This window comes from Curtobacterium sp. MMLR14_006, assembly GCF_001864985.1.
GTDB lineage: Bacteria > Actinomycetota > Actinomycetes > Actinomycetales > Microbacteriaceae > Curtobacterium.
This window is the reverse complement of record NZ_MJGU01000022.1, coordinates 118,957-137,330: the sequence shown is the minus strand read 5'-3', so window position 1 is coordinate 137,330 and position 18,374 is coordinate 118,957. Positions and strand designations below refer to the sequence as shown.

The window sequence follows — 18,374 nt, the reverse complement described above, 5'->3', positions numbered from 1 at the left end:
GCGCGGTCACGACGGGTACCGCTCACCGGTGACCGCTACCCTCGGCGCATGGTGCAGCGGGGGCGGGGACGCCGAGTGGTGCGTGACGTGGCGATCGGCCTGCCGCCGGTCGTCGAGGTCGGGCTCGTCGTCGCCGGCTCGCTGGTCTCGATCGGGTCGTCGGGCGAGAGCGCGGCGTCCTGGGCACCGGTCTCGTGGCCGGTCTACGCGACCCTCGGCACGTTCCCGTTCGCGGTCGGGGCGCTCGTCGCGGCGATCGGCCTGCGCGGGCTGCGGGGCAGGACGCCCGCGATCTGGTTCGCCGCACTGTCCGCAGCGGTCGGCGTCGTCCCCTTCGTCGGCACGCTGGGCATCGTCACGCGGTGACGCCCCGGTGCCGGACGGCCGTGACCTAGGGTGTCCCGATGCGGAACCTCGACTGGGACGGGTACCTGAACGCGCGTGACCTCGGCGGGCTGCCGACGTCCGCCTCACCGACGGGGGCGACGGTGCCGGGCCGGATCGCCCGGGGACCGCGTCGCGAGTTCCTCACCGAGCAGGGCTGGCGGGACGCCCGCGGCTGGGGTCTCGCCGGGGTCGTCGACCTCCGGTGCGCGTACGAGGTGGGTGCCCGCGACGGCGACCCGGTCGTCGCAGCCGGAGCGTCCGAGGGCGTGCGGATCGTGAACGCTCCGACCGAGGACCAGGACGACCCCGAGTTCCGCGAGGTCTGCTTCCCGATCCTCGACTCGCCGGAGTACTGGCGGCACAACTTCCGCATCCTGCCGCAGCTCGTCCTCGGCGCGCTCACCGCGATCGCCGACGCCCCGTCCGGCGTGCTCGTGCACTGCAGTGCCGGCCGGGACCGCACCGGCATGGTCAGCGCCCTGCTCCTCGGCAACGCCGGCGTGGCGCCCGAGGCGGTCGCCGCGGACTACGCGGAGTCGGTCCGGGCGATGGCGGGAGCGAACTCCCACGCGCCGACCCACGACCGGCAGGCCACGTGGGGGCAGGACGAGGTGGACCGGTGGATCGCGCAGACCGCCCCGATCGTCGAGGACGTCGCCGCCGACGTCGACGGCGCCTTCGCGGTCATCGGGGCCGACGACGCCCTGCGCACCCGTCTGCGCGAGCGCCTGACAGCCCCGTGAACCGACCCTGAAGGAACCCCCAGCACATCCGAGGTGAGCGTTCGTCGCAGGTCCACTAGCGTCGAGGAGACTCCGGAGGGGGAGCAGTCATGACTGACGAGGGCCGACGACCAGGAGGACGGCGGAGCGCGCGGGGGATCGCGCGGCACGGCAAGCTGCGGCGGCGGCGACCACTTGCGACGCTCGCGGGGCTGATCGGCACGGCCGCCGTGGTCGCGGTCGTCAGTGTCGGCAGCGTCGGTGCCATCGCTGCGCGGGACGTCAAGGACGACATCACGACCATCTCGCTCAGTCCGTCGGACGAGGGGCAGGCGCGGAGCCAGGACATCAACGCGATCAAGGGCGGCGCGAACATCCTGCTGATCGGGTCGGACACCCGTGTCGGGCAGCGGGCGGAGGAACAGGACGCCGACGGAGCACGCAACGACGTCACGATGCTCGTGCACCTCAGCGAGGACCACTCCCAGGTGACGGTGGTGTCCTTCCCCCGCGACGCGATGGTGCCGATCCCGTCCTGCGCGGACCCGGACGCCGGCACGTCGAGCCCGGCCGAGAGCAAGGCGATGTTCAACTCAGCGCTCCTCCGGGGCGGCCCGAACGGCGGCGTCGCCTGCGTCGTGCAGACCGTCGAGAACCTGACCGGGCTGAGCATCCCGTACGCGGGACTCATCACCTTCGACGGTGTCACCGCCATGAGCAACGCCCTCGGCGGCGTCACCGTCTGCATCGCGAAACCGATCCACGACGGCAGCTTCCTCGACCTGCCCGCCGGCGAGGTCCCGCTGCAGGGCAAGGAGGCGCTCGGCTTCCTGCGGACGCGCCACGGCGTCGACGACGGCAGCGACATCGCCCGCATCAGCAACCAGCAGGTGTTCCTCTCCGCGATGCTGCGCAAGCTCACCAGCGACGGCGCGCTCGGCAACCCGATCACCCTGTACCGGTTCGCGAAGGCTGCGACCTCGAACATGGCCCTGTCGGAGGGGCTGAACGACACCCGCACCCTCGTCGCCCTCGCGGCAGCCGTCCGCAACACGGACACCGCCCACATGCTCCTGGTGCAGTACCCGACCGATGCCGACCCGGAGGACAGCAACCGCGTCGTGGTCGACCAGGCCGCGGCGCACAGCCTGAACGTGGCACTGCAGCAGGACCAGCGGACCCGGGTCGCCGCCGGTGCCATCGGCCGAGGCGCGGTGCAGGCGCCGTCGGCGTCCCGCGCGCCCGCCGCGGAGCGACCCGCCGACGCCCCGTCGCCGAGCAGCAGCCGGGCAGCGGGCCAGACGTCGCGCTCGCCGGGGACCGCCGCGACCCGGAAGCCGACGGCGCTGCCCTCCACGATCACCGGGCAGAGCGCCGCCGAGCAGACGTGCTCGAAGGGCACCGACTGACCGGTCTCCCGTCGTGAGCACCGCGACCACGGGCGTCGGGTCGCGCAGCCCGGAGCGCGGCTACGGTGGGCGACGACCCACCACCGACGCAGGGAGCACCGCATGGACGTCGTCTTCGTACACGGGGCCCTGGTGCGCGACGGCGGATGGTGGTGGGGTCCGACGGCCGAGCTGCTGCGGGAGCGCACCGGCATCGGGAGTCGAGCCGTGGCCCTGCCGTCGTGCGGTGAGACGACCCCCGACGAGGCGTCCGGCGGCCTGACGGCCGATGCCGCGGCCCTGCGGCGGGAGCTCGACCGTGGCGACGGGACGATCGTCGTCGGGCACTCGTACGGCGGGACCGTCATCGCCGAGGCCGGGCACCACCCCGCCGTGGCGCACCTGCTCCTGGTGTCGTCCTACCTGCCCGACGTGGGCCAGGCGCAGGGCGCGATCATGGCCGACGAACCGGACCCGGTGCGCGTCGAACCGGCCGACGGGGGGATGCTCGGACTCGTCGGGTTCGACGCGGGGACGTTCGGTGCTCGGTTCCTGCAGGACGTCGACGAGCACACGCAGCGTGCGGCATGGGACCGGGTGACCACCCAGGCGGTCGGTTCCTTCGTGACGCCGACGACCGCCGCGGGCTGGCAGGGCGTCGACTCGACGTACCTGGTCTGCACCGGGGACCGGAGCACCACGGTGGAGCTGCAACGCGCCCACGCCGCGCGGGCGAGCCGGTCGGTGGACGTCGCGACGGGGCACCACCCGTTCGTCTCCCGCCCGGACCTGGTGGTCGCCGAGCTCGAGGCCGTGCTCAGCCGCTGACCGCGCCGCCCGAGCCCTGCAGCAGCGCGTCGATCTCGGCCGCGGTCGGTGCGGTCGCCGGCCCCCGTCGGGTGACGGCGATGGCCGCCGCCGCGTTCGCCCGTCGCGCCGCCGTGACGAGGTCGTCGCCCCGGGAGAGCGCCGCGGCGAGCACCCCGTCGTGGGCGTCGCCGGCGCCGTTCGTGTCGACGGCCGCCACCCGGAAGCCCTCCACGAGCTCGGTGCGCCGTCCGGGGCCGGCCACCCAGCAGCCCGCGGCGCCGTCGCGGACCACGGCCGCCCCGCGGCAGCGCTCCGCGATCCGGACCGCCGCGTCGGCCAGGTCGGGCGACGTGGCGGACATGAGCCGTGCCTCCCGGCCGTTCGTGCTGACGACGTCCGCGCGCCGCAGGACGGCGGCGAGCACGTCGGGACGGAGCGTGTCGACGAGCGGCGACGGGTCGAGGACGACCGTCGTCGGCTCCGGCAGGCGCCCGAGCCACGCGACGATCGCGTCCGCGTTCGACGGGTGGGCGAGCCCGTACCCGGAGACGAAGACGACGTCGTCGTCGCGGACCGCGACGCGGCCCAGGTCGGCGGCGGTCAGACGGCCCTCGGCGCCGACGCTCGTGACGAAGGTGCGTTCCGTGGTGGCGTCGACCAGGGCGACGCAGTAGCCGCTGTCGACGTCGGGCAGCCCGGGCTGGACGACGTCGATGTCCTCGGCGGCGAGGGCCGCGCGCACGACGTCGGCGAACGGTCCGGTGCCGTACTGTCCGGCGAACACGACCTCCATGCCGTCGCGGCGGGCGGCGACCATCGTGTTGAGGCCGCCGCCGGCCGTGATCTCGGACCCCTCGGCGATCGTGTCGCCGCCGGGTTCGGGGACCGCGTCGATGCGCATCACGATGTCGACGATGACGTTGCCGACGGAGACGAGCCGCGGCATCAGCGGGCCGACGCGGTGTCGCGGACGACGGTCGGCTCCTCGAGGGTGCCGCGCGCACCGCCGAACGCCAGGTACGCCCCGGCGGCGACGACGAAGGTGACGACCCAGCCGAGGCCGTTCGCGCCGATCCAGCTGCCGGACAGCGGGCCGACGAACACCGGGTCCGCGTCGCCGACCGACACGACGGTGAACAGGAAGCCGACCACGATGGCGACCGCCCAGGCGGTGAACGCGCCCCAGGCGAAGCCGCCGCGGTACCAGTAGCCCGAGCCGGGGCGCAGGTCGAGCAGCGCCACCGGGTCGTACCAACGGCGGCGCAGCATGTCCGCGATGAAGACGCCGAGCCAGGCGGTGATCGGGACGGCGAGGACGGAGATGAACGTGATGAACGGCGCGTAGAAGCCGTCCGCGATGAGCATGAAGTAGACGGCGCCGAGGAACGTGATGACGACGTCGACCGCGACCGCCCACACCCGGGGCACCTTCACGCCGAGGGTCAGGGTGGTCAGGCTGGCGGAGTACACGGACAGGTGGTTCGACAGCAGCAGGCCGCCGAACGCGGCGACGAGGTACGGCACGGCCATCCAGCTCGGCAGCAGGTCGCGGATCGCGGCGACCGGGTCACCGGCCTCGGCGAGGGTGGGGTCACCGGCGGACAGCAGCGCACCGAGGCCGACGAGGACGACGAGCGGCGTGCCCGCGCCGACGGCGCTGGCGAGGACGAGCCGGCTGCCGCGGACCGAGACCTTGCTGTAGCGGGCGATGTCCGCGCCGGCGGTCGCCCAGCCGATGCCGGTGCCCGCGGCGATGGTGCCGATGCCGATCACCATCGCGCTGACCGGTCCCGCCGGGGCGCTCGTCACGGTGTCCCAGTCGACGCGGATCACCAGGAAGACCGCGACGAAGACGTTGAGGGCGCCGAACACCCACGTCGCCCACCGCTGGATGGCGACGATGGCCGCGTGGCCGAGCCCGGAGACCAGGACGGTGCAGAGCACGAACACCAGGATCGCGACGACGGTGAGCGCGGGGATGCGCTTGGCGTCGCCGTCGGTGCCGAACACGATCGTGAAGAGCGACAGCAGCACGAACGCGGCGGTGGTGGTGTTCACCGTCTCCCAGCCGAGTCGCGACAGCAGGGACACGAGCGTCGGGCCGATGTTGCCCCGCACGCCGAACACGGCTCGGGACAGCGTCAGGCCGGGTGCCCCGCCGCGACGCCCGGCGATCGAGATGACGCCGACGACGGCGAAGGACCCGGCGGCGCCGATGACCGCGACGAGGAGCGCCTGCCAGATGGTGAGCCGCTGGAACGCGACGAGCGTGGCCCCGAGGGGGAGCCCGAGGATCGAGATGTTCGCGGCGAACCACACCCAGAACAGGGCGCCGGGGCGACCGGTGCGTTCCTCGGCGGGGACGGGCTCGATGCCGCGCTGCTCGATGGTGGTCAGCGTGCCCTCGCTCCGAGCGGTGGTCGCGCTCGACGCGGGCGTGGTGGGGTCGGGTGTCGTGCTCATGTCCTCTTGCGTCCTCGGAAGTGGGATGGAGTGCGGGAGTGGGGTGGGGGAGGGGAGTGTGGGGTGCGGACTAGCGGTCCGCGCCGGCGCGGATGGCGAGCAGGCCGTCCACGAGCGGCGGCAGCTCGAGCCCGTTGACCTCGACGACCGTGCGGACGGCGTGGTCGGGCCAGGCGTCCGGGCCGTGCGCGGCGCCGAGGACGGCCCCGGCCATCGCGGCGATGGTGTCGGTGTCGCCGCCGATGCTCGCCGCGATGCCGACGGTCTCCCACGGGTCGAGGTCGAGCGAGACGAGTGCCAGGGCGGCGACGACGGACTCCTGCGAGGCGACCGAGGTGCCGATCACCTGCGCGACGACGTCGATCCGGTTGTCGGCGGGCACCGTCGGCAGGTACGCCCGCGCCCAGCGGGTCTTCTCGGCGATGTCGGCACCGGCGACCCAGTGGCCGCGGGTCGCACCGATGGCGGCGGCCGCGACCGCGGCGTCCAGGGCCTCTGCGCGGGTCGCGCCGTCGAGGCCGACGCTGACCGCGGCGGCGACGGCGCTGGCCCCCGCGATGCCGAGCCCGGTGTCGTGGGTGACCCGGCAGGCGTCCTGCACGGCGTCGACGAGGGCGTCGAGGTCCGTCGCACGGGTCGCGATGCCGACGGGGGCGATCCGCATCGCGGCGCCGTTCGTCGTGCCGGTGGAACCGGCCTCGGCCGCGGGGACGCCCGCCAGGATCCGCTCGACGGCGGCCTTCGTGCTCGGTCCGAGCAGGTCGAGGGACCCCTTCGCCTCCATCGTGCGCTCCCAGGCGATGATCGCCTCGGCGAAACGCACCGGGTCGAGTCGGCCGCCGCCCTCGACGAGCAGCTCGCCGACCAGGACCGCCTGCTCGGTGTCGTCCGTGATGCTGCCGGCGGGCATGCCGGCGGCGATGCGCTGGTGCGGCCCGGCGTCGACGAAGTCGGTGATCACGCCGTGGTCCTGCCGGATCTGCGCGAGGGTCAGCGACTGAGTGGGCATCCCGAGGGCGTCGCCGATCGCCAGGCCGTGCAGGGCGGCGAGTGCGTGCGTGGTGGTGGTGGTGGTCATCGTGCCTGCTCCGTCGTTCCGAATCGCATGTGCAGCCGGAACCGGTCCGGTGCGAGGAGGCTGTCGACCTGCTCGACGAAGCCGTTGTGGACCGTGCGCGAGATCCGTCGGCTGTGCAGGAAGGTGGCGCCGACCGGCTGTCCGAGCACGGCGGCGTCCTCGGCGTCGAGTGGGGTCACGTCGACCCACTGCTCGGCGATCGCCGGCACGAGACCGGCCGCCGCCAGGGTGGCGCTCAGGGAGTCGTCGACGAGACCGTCGTCGACCGCGCGGTCGAGCGCGCCGGTGCGCGGCACCCGGCTGCGCTCGAGCGAGACCGGCGTGCCGCCGACGACGTGGCGGACCCGGTCGACGGCGATGAAGGCCGCCGAGTCGGCACCGACGCGCTCGGCGAGGTCGACGTCCTCGATGCGGGCGATGCGGAGCACGCGGGTGGCGACCTGCACGCCGGTGGCGGCGATCGATCGGGCCCAGCCGCCGCGGGGGTCGAGGGCCGCGCCGTCGAAGGTCACGATGGACCCGACGCCGCCGTGTGTCGCGATGTACTCCTCGTCGGCCAGGTCGGCGAGTGCGGCGCGGACGGTGCCGCGACTGACGGCGAACCGTTCGGCGAGCTCGTGCTCACCGGGCAGGCGCTGCCCGGGCAGCAGCCGCCCGGTCGCGATCGCGTCGCGCAGGGCGTCGGCGACGAGGCGTCGCTTCGATGAGACGGGCATGGCAGCGAGCATACATGTACAAGACCTGTCCAATCACGCGCGTCGGTCGCGGTGCAGCCCCGGACAGGAGGCCCGGCTCGGCCCCGACGGGTCGCCTCCGGTCCGCAGGGACGCACCGCGGATGCGCCCGCAGGTGTTCAGGGAGTCGGCATTCGCCCTGCTGCCGCGCCGCTCGGGTGGTCGACGATGCGACCGAGCCACTCGCCGAGCACCGCGCGTTCCCCCGGCGACAGGACGTCGAGGTCCGGTGCGGCCGCCGCCAGGGTCACCGCCGCGGCTCGCAGCGCCGACGAGTCGTCCCCGACGCCGTCCGACGGGCCCGGCGTGAGGATGCGGGCGAGCACGGTCTCCAGGACCACGTCGGCGAGGTGCGTGTCCCGTTCGTCCTCCGGCTCGTCGAGCAGGGCGAGGACGGCTCCGGTGCCGGCGGCGTGCACGAGCCGGATCGCCTCGTGCTCGGGGACCGCGAGCCTGCCGGCAGCCGCGACGCGGCGGAGTCGGGCTGCGAGGAGCTCGAGCCCGACGGCGACGGCCGGTGACCCTCGACCGCGTCGGGGGTCGCTCATGATGACGAAGAGGTCGGGGTTGGCGAGCCCGAACCCGATCGTCGCGTCCCACCCGCTCCGCAGGTCGGTCACGGGGTCGTCGTCGGCCGAGGCCTGCACGGCAGCGGCCTTCGTGACGGTGAACGAGGCCATCGTGTGCTCGGCGACGGCGTCGAGCAGCCCGTCCTTGTCCCCGAAGAGCCGGTAGATCGTGGGTGCCTGCACCCCGGCGCGCTGCGCGACCGCCCGGGTCGTCACCGCGGCCGCGCCGTCGTCGTGCAGCAGGGCGGCGGCGGCCTCCACCACGCGGAGGCGGACGTCGGCGGCGAGGGGCGCGATCGGTTCGGTCACGGAACAACGATAACAACCCGTTGCTACCACCGATTTTCCGGTGATACTGTCCAGGTGTTACCACTGATAACAGAGAGGTCAGACCCATGATCACGATCACCGGCGCGACAGGCGCCCTCAACGGCGCGACCGCCGACCACCTGCTCCGACGACTGCCGGCCTCGGAGCTGACCGTCGTCACTCGCGACCCGGCGCGGGCGTCCCGGTTCGCCGACCGCGGCGTCACCGTCCGCACCGGCAGCTACGACGACCCCGACGGGCTCCGGGCGGCGTTCGAGGGCGCCGACCAGCTGCTGCTCGTGTCCTCGAACGACCCGCACGGCGACACGGTCACGCAGCACCGGAACGCCGTGCATGCAGCGGCGGCCGTCGGGGTGGGGCGTGTGCTCTACACGAGCCACCAGGGTGCCGGAGCAGCGTCGCCCTTCGTGCCGGCGCAGCACCACGCGGCCACCGAGGCGATGCTCGCGGCGTCGGGCCTGCCCTGGACCTCGCTGCGGAACGGCTTCTACGCCCACAGCCTGCAGTGGCTGATGGGACCATGGCAGCAGACCGGGGTCGTCGCCGTGCCGGCGGACGGCCCGGTGTCGTGGACCGCCCGCGAGGACGCCGCTGCCGGTGCCGCGGCGATCCTGCTGCGTGACGAGCCGATCGACGGTCCCGTCACGATCACCGCCGAGCAGGCGCCGACCTTCGCGGAGCTCGCACGGTCGGCGTCCGCGATCACCGGCACCACCGTCGGTCTCGAGGTGGTCGACGAGGACGAGTGGGTGGACCGCGCCGTCGCCGCCGGGCAGCGGGAACCGATGGTGCGCTTCCTGCTCGGCATGTACCAGGCCGCCGGTCAGGGCTGGTTCGCGGGCACCGACCCGGTCCTCACGGAGCTGCTCGGGCACGCGCCACGGACGGCCGAGCAGGTGCTCGCCGACCTCGTTGCCTGAGCGGAGGCGTCAGCGGGAGCCGCCTCCGTCCGGACCGTCACCGTTCCGGTCGTCCCGCGTGATCCGGCCGCGCAGCGCGACGAAGGTCACCACGATGGCCAGGCCCACGGCGAGGATCGGCACGCCGACGAGCTGGTGCTCCACCCGACCGATGTACGAGCCGGTGCTGAACACCGCCATGCCCACCCCGAACAGCACCCACAGCCAGACCGGTGTGCGGCGCTGTCCTCGCTCTGGTCGCGTCATGCTCCGGCGCGCTCCGTCTCGTGCTCGTCCGGGCCGATCGCGTCGTCCACCCGGCCGCTGACGGACCGCAGCGTGGCCGCGTCGGTCCCCACGGGCCTCCAGAACAGGTCCTCCAGTGCCGCCGTGTGCGCGCGGATGCCGGCGAGCACCGCGCGGCGACCGTCGGTCGTCATCACGACCCAGCTGCCGCGGCCGTCGGTCGGGCAGTCGGCGCGCTCCACCAGGCCGCGGGAGACCATGCGCGTGACCTGGTGGCTGACGCGCGACTTCTCCCACCCGATGCCGCTCGCGATGTCCCGGACGCGGAGCCGGTGCTCCGGGTCGCGGTGCAGGCCGATCAGGATCTCGAACTCCGGGACGGAGATGCCGGCACCCGACTGCACCGCGCGGTCGAGGGCCCGGTCGAGCCGGCGCCAGGCGTCGTGGAAGGCGTCCCACGTGGCCCAGTCGTGGCCGTCGTTGCCCTGCGTCGACATGCGGCCCAGCGTACCGACCGGCCGGGTTCCGGGGCCGTCGGTGCACGGGTTTCATCCGTCCGGATGACTCCTGGCTGACGCTCGGCGCGCTCCGAGGTGGCGTCGGGGGTGCGGCATACGATCGGACCATGCCGAGCGCCCGCCTCCAGGACTGCACCGACGACGCCGCCGCGCTGGTCCGTCGGTGGCTGGCGGCGTCCGCCGGCGTGAAGCCGGACCCCGGAGCCGCGCGTCTGGCCCGGACCCTGCGTGACGAACGGGGGCTCGACTTCGCCCGCGGCTTCGTCGACAAGGTCGTCCGCCCCGAGGACCCCCGGGTGGCCGCACGCAACCTCGAGCGGGCCAGCCGCGACGTCCCCGACTTCCTCGCCTGGTACCTCCGCGGCGCGGTGACGCTCGGCGGCGGCTTCGCGACCATGGCCCCGTGGGCCGTGGTCCCCACCGCGCGCCGGATCCTGCGTCGGATGACCGGGCACCTGGTCGTCGACGCCGCCCCGGCGAAGACCGGTCAGGCGCTCGCCAAGCTCGGCGGCCCGGGCACGCGGCTCGACCTCAGCCTGCTGGGCGAAGCCGTCCAGGGCACTGCCGAGGCCGACCGACGCCTGCAGCGGATCACGGACCTGCTCGCGCGCGACGACGTCGAGCGCGTCTCCGTGAAGCTCAGTTCAGTCGTCCCGACGGCGTCCCCGTGGGGTCTCGACCATGCGGTCGAACGCGCCGTCGAGCGGCTCCTCCCGCTCTACCGGCTGGCGGCGGCCCCGACGGCTGCCGGCCGTCCGGCGAAGACGATCACCCTCGACGCCGAGGCGTCCGGCGACCTCGACCGCACGCTCGCCGTGTTCCGGGCGCTGCTCGACCGCGACGAGTTCGTCTCGCTGCCGGCGGGCGTGACGCTGCAGACCGCCCTGCCCGACGCCGCCGGTGCGCTCGACGCGCTGACCGGGTGGGCGCAGCAGCGTCGTGCGGCGGGCGGAGCACCGATCACCGTGCGGCTCGTCAAGGGCGCGTACCTCGCCACCGAGCACGTCGACGCCGTCCTGCACGGGTGGCCGCTCGCCACGTGGGGCAGCAAGCGCGAGACCGACACCGCCCACCTGCGACTGCTCGACGCCGCGCTCACCCCGGAGCGCACCGACGCCGTCCGGATCGGCGTCGCCGGTCAGAACCTGTTCGACCTCGCGACGGCGTGGACCCTCGCGCAGCGCCGCGGTGTCACCGACGCGGTCGACGTCGAGATGCTCCTCGGCACGGCGGCCGGGCACGTCGACGCCGTCCGCGCCGACGTCGGCTCCGTCGTGCTGTACACCCCGGTCGTGCACCCCGACGATCCCGACTCCGCGACCGCGTACCTGGCCCGTCGGCTGCAGGAGAGCGCGAACCCGGAAGGGTTCGCCGCCGCCGCGTCCGAGATCGACCGCGACGCGAGCGTCTTCGACCGCGAGCACGGTCGGTACCTGGCGTCCGTCGCCGCACTCGACGAGCCCGTCGTGCCGACGCACCGAACCCAGGACCGCCACCGCGCCCTCGGCGAGCCCGTCCTGCGCGACGCCTTCCGGAACGCGCCCGACACCGACCCGTCCGTGGCCGCGAACCGCTCCTGGGCCCTCGACGTGCTCCGCCGGGTCCCGCGTTCGCAACTCGGCGCGCAGACCATCCGCGGTGCACGGGTCACCGACCGCTCGCAGCTCGAACGCATCACGGCGCGGACCGCCCAGGCCGGCGTGAACTGGGGTCGGCAGGACCCGGGCGACCGGGCCGAGCTGCTCGACCTCATCGGCCACGAGCTCGAGACCCGGCGTGCCGACCTGATCGAGGTCACCGCATCGGAGACCGGCGCCACCTTCGCCGAGGCCGACGCCGAGGTCACCGCGGCCGTCGACGCCGCGCACCGGTACGCCGAGAGCGCCCGACGGCTCGGCGACGTCCAGGGCGCGCGGTTCGTCCCGCCGCGCCTGACGGTCGTCGTCCCCCCGCAGAGCTCGCCCGTCGCGGTCCCCGCCGGCGGTGTCCTGGCAGCGCTCGCCGCGGGCAGCGGTGTGGTGCTGAAGCCCGCTCCGCAGGCGCGTCGGAGCGGTGCGCTGCTCGCCGACGTCCTCTGGGACGCGGGCGTCCCGCACTCGTTGCTGCAGCTCGTCGACCTCGACGAGGACGAACTCGGCCGCGACCTCATCGGCCACCCCGCGGTCGACCGCATCATCCTGACGGGCTCCGCCGAGACCGCGCGCTCGTTCCGCTGGTGGCGTGCGGGCCTCCCGCTCACCGCCGAGACGGGCGGCAAGAACGCGATCGTCGTCACGCCGAGCGCCGACCTCGACCTGGCGGTGCAGGACGTCGTGCGGTCCGCCTTCGGGCAGGCCGGGCAGCCGTGCTCGACGGCGTCGCTCGTGGTGCTCGTGGGCTCCGTCGGCGAGAGCGAGCGTTTCCGTCGGCAGCTCGTCGACGCCACCCGGACGCTCCGGGTCGCGTGGCCCGACGACCCCAGCGCACAGGTCGGCCCGGTCACGTCGGAACCCGCGGGGGCGTCGCGCCGGGGCCTGACCGAGCTCGGCCCGGGGGAGTCCTGGCTGGTGCAGCCGACGCCGCTCGACGACTCCGGTCGGCTCTGGTCGCCCGGCATCCGCGACGGGGTCCGGCCCGGCAGCGACTTCCACCAGACCGAGTACCCGGGCCCGGTGCTCGGGATCATGCGCGCCGAGACGCTCGAGCAGGCCGTCGCGATCCAGGACGGCACCGACCACGGGCTGTCCGCGGGCATCCACTCGCTCGACGCCGACGAGGTCGCCGACTGGCTCGCCCAGGTCCGCGCCGGCAACCTGTTCGTGAACAGCGCGACCACGGGCGCCGTCCTCGGTCGCCAGCCGTTCGGCGGCTGGAAGCGCTCGTCGGTGGGCACCGGCACGAAGGCCGGCGGACCGCTGTACGTCGCGACGCTCGGCCGCTGGGAGCCGGTGCCCCGCACCGTGCACAAGAGCATCCAGCTGCACGGGCTGCCGCCGCGCGTGACCGCCCTGATCGAAGCGGCTCGGAGCGGCCTGTCGTTCGAGGAGTTCGACCAGGTGCGCGCCGGCGCCCTGAGCGACGTCCGCGCCCGCGAGGACCAGTACGGCCGGTCGCACGACCCGTCCGGACTCGTCGTGCAGCGGAACGTCCTGCGCTACCGGCCGCAGTCCGTCGTCGTCCGCCAGGCCGAGGACGCCTCGATGGGCGACCTCGTGCGCAGCCTCGCCGCCGCCACGGCCGCCCGCGCCCACGTGCTGCTGAGCACCGCGCGCCCGCTGCCGGGGCCGTTGACGCAGCTGCTCGCGTCGAGCCGGTCACCGCTGCACGTCGTCGACCACCTGGTGGAGTCCGACCAGGACTTCCACGCCCGGGCGTCGTCCGGGGCGGTGTTCCGGCCGGACTGGTCGAACGGCGAGGACGCCCCGGTCGACGCGCTCGAGGCCGTGCTGTCCCAGGGACAGGACCGTCCGGCGCCGACGGCGTTCGGGGGACCCGGAGCGCGCATCCGGCTCATCGGCGGCGACGCGTCCGCCCTCGAGGAAGCCCTCGGGGCGAGCATCGACGTCGCCGTCCACGACGCCCCGGTGGTCGAGGCCGGTCTGATCGAGATGCTCCCCTACCTGCGGGAGCAGACGGTGACGATCACCGCGCACCGCTTCGGCGACCTCGACAGCGACTTCGCCGAGCTGCGGGTCTAGCGCGCCCGGCCGGGTCCGGGCCTGGCGGGGCCGGCGGGGCGGCGGGGCCGCACTTCGTGAGCAGAAAGGGTCGAGTGCCCGACGGCGACCCGACCTCTTCTGCTCACGATCGGCCGCGCGCAGCGCAGCGCGTCGTCGGAAGGCCGCGCGCGCAGCGCCCCGCCCCCGGAGGACTCAGTCCTCGACGTCGCCGCCGTCCTCGGATTCGACACCGGTCTCGTCCATGCGGTCGCGCAGGTGGTCGGCCATCGCGCCGGCGCCCTCGCCGCGGTGGTCGTTGTCGACCTGCTCGATGAGGCCGTGCAGCTTCTCGTGGTTGGTGGCCTCGGTGGCGCCGTCCATGACGGGCTCGGTCTGTTCGTTGTCGCTCATGTCCAGGAAGCTACGCCGCGGACGCTGCGCACCGCCCGGCGGGCAGCGGGCGGGCGGCGGCGCGGTGCTGAGATCGCACTCCGGCCCGCGACGGCATCGGCGACACGGGCGGAAGTGCGACCTCAGCGGGCGGACGGGGGCCGGGACTCAGTGTCGTCCGCGCCCGACGAGCCCGACCTCGGCGATCGTCAGCACCGCCGCGATCCACAGCTGCTCGACGGCGAACCGGCGGCGGCGGGGGTCGAGCAGGGCGAGCGGCACCATCGTCGTGCCGTGCAGGGCGTCGACGACGGCACTGGCGGTGTGCGCGTCCGGCCCGCCGGCGCGCTTGACGACGCCGGCCTGCGCGAGCTGCCGCACGCCGAGCACCGCGTGCAGCACCCGCTGGTCACGCCCGCGCAGCGCACGACCGAGGTGCCAGACCCCGAGCACCGCGCGACCGACCTCGACGACCGTCGACGCGGTCGTGTCCCCGCGACGCCGGGTCATCGTCGTCGTCCCGCCACGAGCGCTACGGCACCGGCGGCGCCGAGGACCGTGCCGACGATCGACCGGCCGAGCCGGCGGTGCTCGATCCACCACGTCTGCGGCGACCAGGCGTGCGCGCTCTCGTCGAACACCCCGTGCGCACCGTGGTCGCCGGGGACGGGCTCGTACAGGTTGACGCCGATCTCCTCGCCGTCCTTCGCCTCGGCCTGCTGCCCGGACACCAGGGTCTTCGCCGCGTACCAATCGGCGAAGCGGCCGCCGATCCGGTTGCCGATGATCGTGTACACCGTCGACTCGCCGACCCAGGTGCGGGGGCGCGGGTGCTCCGCGACGGCGGCGATCGCCCGCGCGCCGACCTCGGGCTGGTAGATCGGCGCGACCGGCTGCGGGTGGTGCGGGAGCTTCGACTTCACCCAGCTGAACTGGATGGTGTTGAGCGCCGGCATGTCGACCCGCGACACCTTCACCTTGCTGCCCTGCTGCAGGAGTTCCGAGACGACCGACTCGGTGAACCCGACGATGGCGTGCTTCGCGCCGCAGTAGGCCGACTGCAGGGGGATGCCCCGGAAGCCCAGTGCCGAGCCGACCTGGATGACCTGACCGCGGTCGCGCGGCACCATCCGCGAGAGCGCGGCCCTGGTGCCGTTCACGAAGCCGAGGTACGTGACGTGCAGTGCGCGCTCGAAGTCCTCCGGCGCCGTGTCCATGAACCGGCCGAAGACCCCGACCATCACGCCGTTCACCCACAGGTCGATCGGACCGAGCTCCTGCTCGACCCGGTCGGCCGCCGCCTCGACGGCGTCCCGGTCGGACACGTCCGCCACCAGGGCGAGCCCGCGGCGGCCGGCCGCCTCGACCTCGGCGACGGCGGCGTCGACGCCGTCCTCCCCCCGGGCCAGGACTGCGACGTCCCACCCCCGGGCGGCCAGCTCGCGGACGGTCGCCCGTCCCAGTCCTGCGGATCCACCGGTCACCACTGCCACTCGAGTCATGGCTCCCTTGTACCCACCGCGCCGTGCCGGCCACTCAGCGGGTGTCCCCCGAGCGGTGCGCCGTCAGCGCCCCCGACCGAACCGCGTCGTGACCCCCGGCGAGTAGAGCACCGAGTCCGGCTCGAGCTCGGTGAGCCCGAACGGCAGTCCGGCCGCCCCGACCAGGTCGTCGCGCAGCGACACCACCGAGGCGCGGTGCAACGGCCACGGCTCGTGCTCGTTCGGCCAGAACCGGGTGCGCCCACCCCGCCGGACGTGCATGCCCCACCGCGCCGTCAGGAACGTCTCGAGCGCCGTCGGTTCGGCGACGGCGTCGCCGACACGGACGTCGACCATCGACCGCAGGTGGGTGCCGTGCCGCCGCATCGCGTACCCGACGCGACCGTCACCGCTCCGCGCCTCGGCCACCGCCCACCGGTACGGCAGGCCGGTCGCGACGCGTGCGCCGAGGGTCGGCAGGAGCTTGCCGGCGTCGAGCGACAGGAACACGACCCCGTGCTGCCCCTGCTCGTCGACCGTGTAGACGCGGACGTTCAGCTCGACGAAGTCGCCGATGCTGCCGGTCGAGAACGGCGGGAACCGGGTGTCCTCGAACCGGAACGCGATGAGGCCCACCCAGGTGGTCGCCCCGTCGTCGGAGCCGTCGGGCGCCATCGTGTCGGGTCGCGTGCCGGTCGGCAGCAGCGGGGCCACCGCCGACACGTCGACGCGCCAGTGCACGAAGACGACGTCGAGCCAGTCCTGCGAGATCCAGGGGCGGCCGGTCAGGCCGGGGGCGACGGGTTGGAGGCCCGGGGTGCTCTGAGCGGGTCGGGTGTCGGTCACGGGGTGGTCGCCTCCGGTTCGGTGCTCACGGCGGGCAGGTCGTCCCACCCGGTCTGCGGGGTCGCGCACGTGCCGCGGAACACGTACTGCGACGGTCGCTTCCGCTCGTTCGACACCCAGTCGATCGCGGGGCGACGACGCTCGGGTGGCAGGTACCCGATCCGGTACACGGCCATCAGCTCGAGCTCCGGCGGCACCTCGAGCAGGGACTCGACCTCGGCCCACGCCTCCTCGATCTCCATCGGGAACGACACGAACTGGATCCCGAGGCCGAGCTCGGTGGTGGCGAGCCAGACGTTCTCCATCGCCGCGCCCATGCTGAACACCGAGTAGAACGCGTTCCGCGCCTCCTTGCGGTACTCGTCGCGGTCGAGCAGCACGCCGAGCAGCAGCGGCGACCCGGCGACGAGCTTCCGGTTCTCCGCCCCGAGCGTCTGCGGCACCCGGAGGGCGTTCATGAGCACCTGCCCACGCTTGGTGAACACCTGCTTCGTGAAGGGCCGGAGCGGTGCGGGCAGCTTGTCGAACAGCATGCCGTCGCGCCGGGAGTCCATCTCGGCCTGCGAGAACCGGAAGTACGGCTTGTACCGCTCGAAGAACGTGCCCTCGGCCATGGTCCGGGTCATCGAGCGCCCGCTGATCTCGGCGACGCGGTCGATCGTGGCGCGTTCCTCGATCACCACGAACCGCCACGGCTGGCTGTTGAGCTGCGAGGGTGCCCGCCCGGCGAGCTCCAGGAGCAGCCGCTGGTGCTCTTCGGACACCGGATCGGGCAGGAACGCCCCGTTCGTCGTGCGTCGTCGTCGGATGGCCTCGAACAGCTCCACCGCTCACCTCTCTCGTCGTCGGCCGGCGAGCACCGCTGCCAGGTAGGACGGTGCGGCGGCGACCGCGACCCTCCAGTGTGCTCGGGAGCGCGGGTCCGTGCGCGGAGCGACCGCCAGGGGCACGAGTGCCGGCAGCAGGAACAGCGCCGTCCGGTCGCGCGTCCAGACGGGGGTGGTCGCGGCGACGCCGGTCAGGGTCGCGGTGACGACGAACAGCCCGTGGTGCACGACGCGGAGCTTCTTCGTGCGGATGAGCCGCACGGCGACCGCGGTGCCCCAGAGGCAGTTCGCGAGGTAGGCGACGCTCGCAGCGGCGACCAGCCGACGGGCGGGACGCGATCCCGTGGGCGGTGATCCGGGCCTCCTGGCCGTCGTCATCCGTCCCATGCGTGGGACGTTACGCGGATTCGCGACTGACGAGCTTGGAGAGCACGATCGCCGAGCGCGTGTGGTCGACCTGGGGCGCGAGGCGGACGCGGTCGAGCGCCTCTTCGAGCGCGGACAGGTCCTTCGAGCGCATGTGCACGACGGCGTCGGCGCTGCCGGTCACTGTGCCGGCGTCGACGACCTCGGGGACGGTGTCGAGCAGCGCCCGCAGCTCGTCGGGCGAGACGGTGCCGCGGCAGTAGAGCTCGACCCAGGCCTCGGTGCCGCGGTCCTCGACCGCCGGGTCGACCTTGATCGTGAAGCCCTGGATCACCCCGTCGCCCACGAGTCGGTCCACCCGGCGCTTGACGGCCGACGCGGAGAGTCCGACCACCGACCCGATGTCGCCGTAGCCGGCACGGGCGTTGTCCCGGAGCTGGTCCAGGATGCGGTGATCGAGTGTGTCCATCGACTCCCATCGTACGCGGGGTCGTTGCGAGCCCGACGGGTTCCACGCACGAATCGTGCGTCACCCGAACGGGTGCCACGCGGTTCGGCACGGAGCACTGCACGGCTCGGACGGTCTGTGCGAGGATCGGAGCGGCGTCGACCTGGTCCGCTACGGCGAGTGAGCCTGCATCTCGCCGGAGCATCTCTTCAGTGGTGGTTCCTGGCAGGCTCG

20 protein-coding genes are annotated in these 18,374 nt (G+C 73.9%); 6 read left to right on the top strand and 14 right to left on the bottom strand.

What is annotated here, in order from left to right; genetic code table 11:
* The first annotated feature begins 48 nt into the window (after positions 1 to 48).
* The 4 genes from BIU94_RS09670 (at position 49) to BIU94_RS09655 (ending at position 3,325) form a co-directional block, all read left to right on the top strand.
* Positions 49 to 366 carry a hypothetical protein gene (locus BIU94_RS09670; RefSeq protein ID WP_139196373.1) on the top strand — a complete coding sequence of 106 codons (318 nt, stop codon included), beginning with the start codon at positions 49 to 51 and terminating at the stop codon, positions 364 to 366.
* A 38-nt stretch (positions 367 to 404) separates the two neighbouring features.
* The gene (locus tag BIU94_RS09665) at positions 405 to 1,130 is read left to right on the top strand and encodes a tyrosine-protein phosphatase (protein WP_071258290.1); all 726 of its coding nucleotides are present in this window, start codon (positions 405 to 407) and stop codon (positions 1,128 to 1,130) included.
* An 89-nt stretch (positions 1,131 to 1,219) separates the two neighbouring features.
* A complete protein-coding gene (locus BIU94_RS09660) occupies positions 1,220 to 2,518 on the top strand; it encodes an LCP family protein (protein ID WP_071258288.1) in 1,299 nt (432 codons plus the stop codon).
* 102 nt (positions 2,519 to 2,620) lie between these two features.
* A complete protein-coding gene (locus BIU94_RS09655) occupies positions 2,621 to 3,325 on the top strand; it encodes an alpha/beta hydrolase (protein WP_071258286.1) in 705 nt (234 codons plus the stop codon).
* Here the strand turns inward: BIU94_RS09655 and BIU94_RS09650 are convergent.
* From BIU94_RS09650 to BIU94_RS09630, 5 genes are all read right to left on the bottom strand, one after another.
* Entirely contained in the window at positions 3,315 to 4,253 is a 939-nt protein-coding gene (locus BIU94_RS09650; RefSeq protein WP_071258285.1) for a PfkB family carbohydrate kinase, read from the bottom strand. The genes BIU94_RS09655 and BIU94_RS09650 overlap by 11 nt on opposite strands.
* Positions 4,253 to 5,770, bottom strand: a complete 1,518-nt coding sequence (locus tag BIU94_RS09645; RefSeq protein ID WP_071258282.1) for a cytosine permease — start codon at positions 5,768 to 5,770, stop codon at positions 4,253 to 4,255. Before BIU94_RS09645 ends, BIU94_RS09650 begins: the two co-directional genes overlap by 1 nt.
* A 70-nt stretch (positions 5,771 to 5,840) precedes the next feature.
* Complete coding sequence (locus tag BIU94_RS09640) at positions 5,841 to 6,848, bottom strand: ADP-ribosylglycohydrolase family protein (protein ID WP_071258281.1); 1,008 nt, start codon at positions 6,846 to 6,848, stop codon at positions 5,841 to 5,843.
* Positions 6,845 to 7,564, bottom strand: coding sequence for a GntR family transcriptional regulator (locus BIU94_RS09635; protein WP_071260254.1), 720 nt, complete (start codon positions 7,562 to 7,564; stop codon positions 6,845 to 6,847). Before BIU94_RS09635 ends, BIU94_RS09640 begins: the two co-directional genes overlap by 4 nt.
* A 137-nt stretch (positions 7,565 to 7,701) precedes the next feature.
* A complete protein-coding gene (locus BIU94_RS09630; RefSeq protein ID WP_071258277.1) occupies positions 7,702 to 8,460 on the bottom strand; it encodes a TetR/AcrR family transcriptional regulator in 759 nt (252 codons plus the stop codon).
* A gap of 86 nt (positions 8,461 to 8,546) precedes the next feature.
* On the opposite strand from BIU94_RS09630, the gene BIU94_RS09625 reads away from it, so the two are divergent.
* Positions 8,547 to 9,401, top strand: a complete 855-nt coding sequence (locus BIU94_RS09625) for an NAD(P)H-binding protein (protein WP_071258265.1) — start codon at positions 8,547 to 8,549, stop codon at positions 9,399 to 9,401.
* 9 nt (positions 9,402 to 9,410) lie between these two features.
* Here BIU94_RS09625 and BIU94_RS09620 read toward each other — a convergent pair whose 3' ends face one another.
* Both BIU94_RS09620 and BIU94_RS09615 read right to left on the bottom strand, forming a co-directional pair.
* On the bottom strand, positions 9,411 to 9,647 hold the full coding sequence (locus BIU94_RS09620; RefSeq protein WP_139196372.1) for a hypothetical protein: 237 nt from the start codon (positions 9,645 to 9,647) through the stop codon (positions 9,411 to 9,413).
* A complete protein-coding gene (locus BIU94_RS09615; RefSeq protein ID WP_071258256.1) occupies positions 9,644 to 10,123 on the bottom strand; it encodes a MarR family winged helix-turn-helix transcriptional regulator in 480 nt (159 codons plus the stop codon). The genes BIU94_RS09620 and BIU94_RS09615 overlap by 4 nt, the downstream gene beginning before the upstream one ends.
* A 128-nt stretch (positions 10,124 to 10,251) precedes the next feature.
* Here BIU94_RS09615 and BIU94_RS09610 point away from each other — a divergent pair, with 128 nt between their 5' ends.
* Positions 10,252 to 13,821: a bifunctional proline dehydrogenase/L-glutamate gamma-semialdehyde dehydrogenase gene (locus tag BIU94_RS09610; RefSeq protein WP_071258254.1), complete on the top strand. Its 3,570-nt coding sequence runs from the start codon at positions 10,252 to 10,254 to the stop codon at positions 13,819 to 13,821.
* Positions 13,822 to 13,995: 174 nt separating this feature from the next.
* Here the strand turns inward: BIU94_RS09610 and BIU94_RS09605 are convergent, their stop codons facing one another.
* The 7 genes from BIU94_RS09605 to BIU94_RS09575 form a co-directional block, all read right to left on the bottom strand.
* Complete coding sequence (locus tag BIU94_RS09605) at positions 13,996 to 14,193, bottom strand: hypothetical protein (protein WP_071258252.1); 198 nt, start codon at positions 14,191 to 14,193, stop codon at positions 13,996 to 13,998.
* 147 nt (positions 14,194 to 14,340) lie between these two features.
* Positions 14,341 to 14,682: a hypothetical protein gene (locus BIU94_RS09600; RefSeq protein ID WP_071258249.1), complete on the bottom strand. Its 342-nt coding sequence runs from the start codon at positions 14,680 to 14,682 to the stop codon at positions 14,341 to 14,343.
* Positions 14,679 to 15,674, bottom strand: coding sequence for an SDR family oxidoreductase (locus tag BIU94_RS09595; protein WP_071258241.1), 996 nt, complete (start codon positions 15,672 to 15,674; stop codon positions 14,679 to 14,681). Before BIU94_RS09595 ends, BIU94_RS09600 begins: the two co-directional genes overlap by 4 nt.
* Positions 15,675 to 15,737: 63 nt before the next feature.
* A complete protein-coding gene (locus tag BIU94_RS09590) occupies positions 15,738 to 16,499 on the bottom strand; it encodes a YqjF family protein (RefSeq protein ID WP_071258239.1) in 762 nt (253 codons plus the stop codon).
* The gene (locus BIU94_RS09585) at positions 16,496 to 17,326 is read right to left on the bottom strand and encodes a nitroreductase family protein (protein ID WP_071258237.1); all 831 of its coding nucleotides are present in this window, start codon (positions 17,324 to 17,326) and stop codon (positions 16,496 to 16,498) included. The genes BIU94_RS09590 and BIU94_RS09585 overlap by 4 nt, the downstream gene beginning before the upstream one ends.
* 3 nt (positions 17,327 to 17,329) lie before the next feature.
* Complete coding sequence (locus BIU94_RS09580; RefSeq protein WP_083404729.1) at positions 17,330 to 17,713, bottom strand: hypothetical protein; 384 nt, start codon at positions 17,711 to 17,713, stop codon at positions 17,330 to 17,332.
* Positions 17,714 to 17,723: 10 nt separating this feature from the next.
* Positions 17,724 to 18,161 (bottom strand): Lrp/AsnC family transcriptional regulator, encoded by a 438-nt coding sequence (locus tag BIU94_RS09575; protein ID WP_071258236.1) that lies wholly within the window; start codon positions 18,159 to 18,161, stop codon positions 17,724 to 17,726.
* Positions 18,162 to 18,374: the final 213 nt, after the last annotated feature.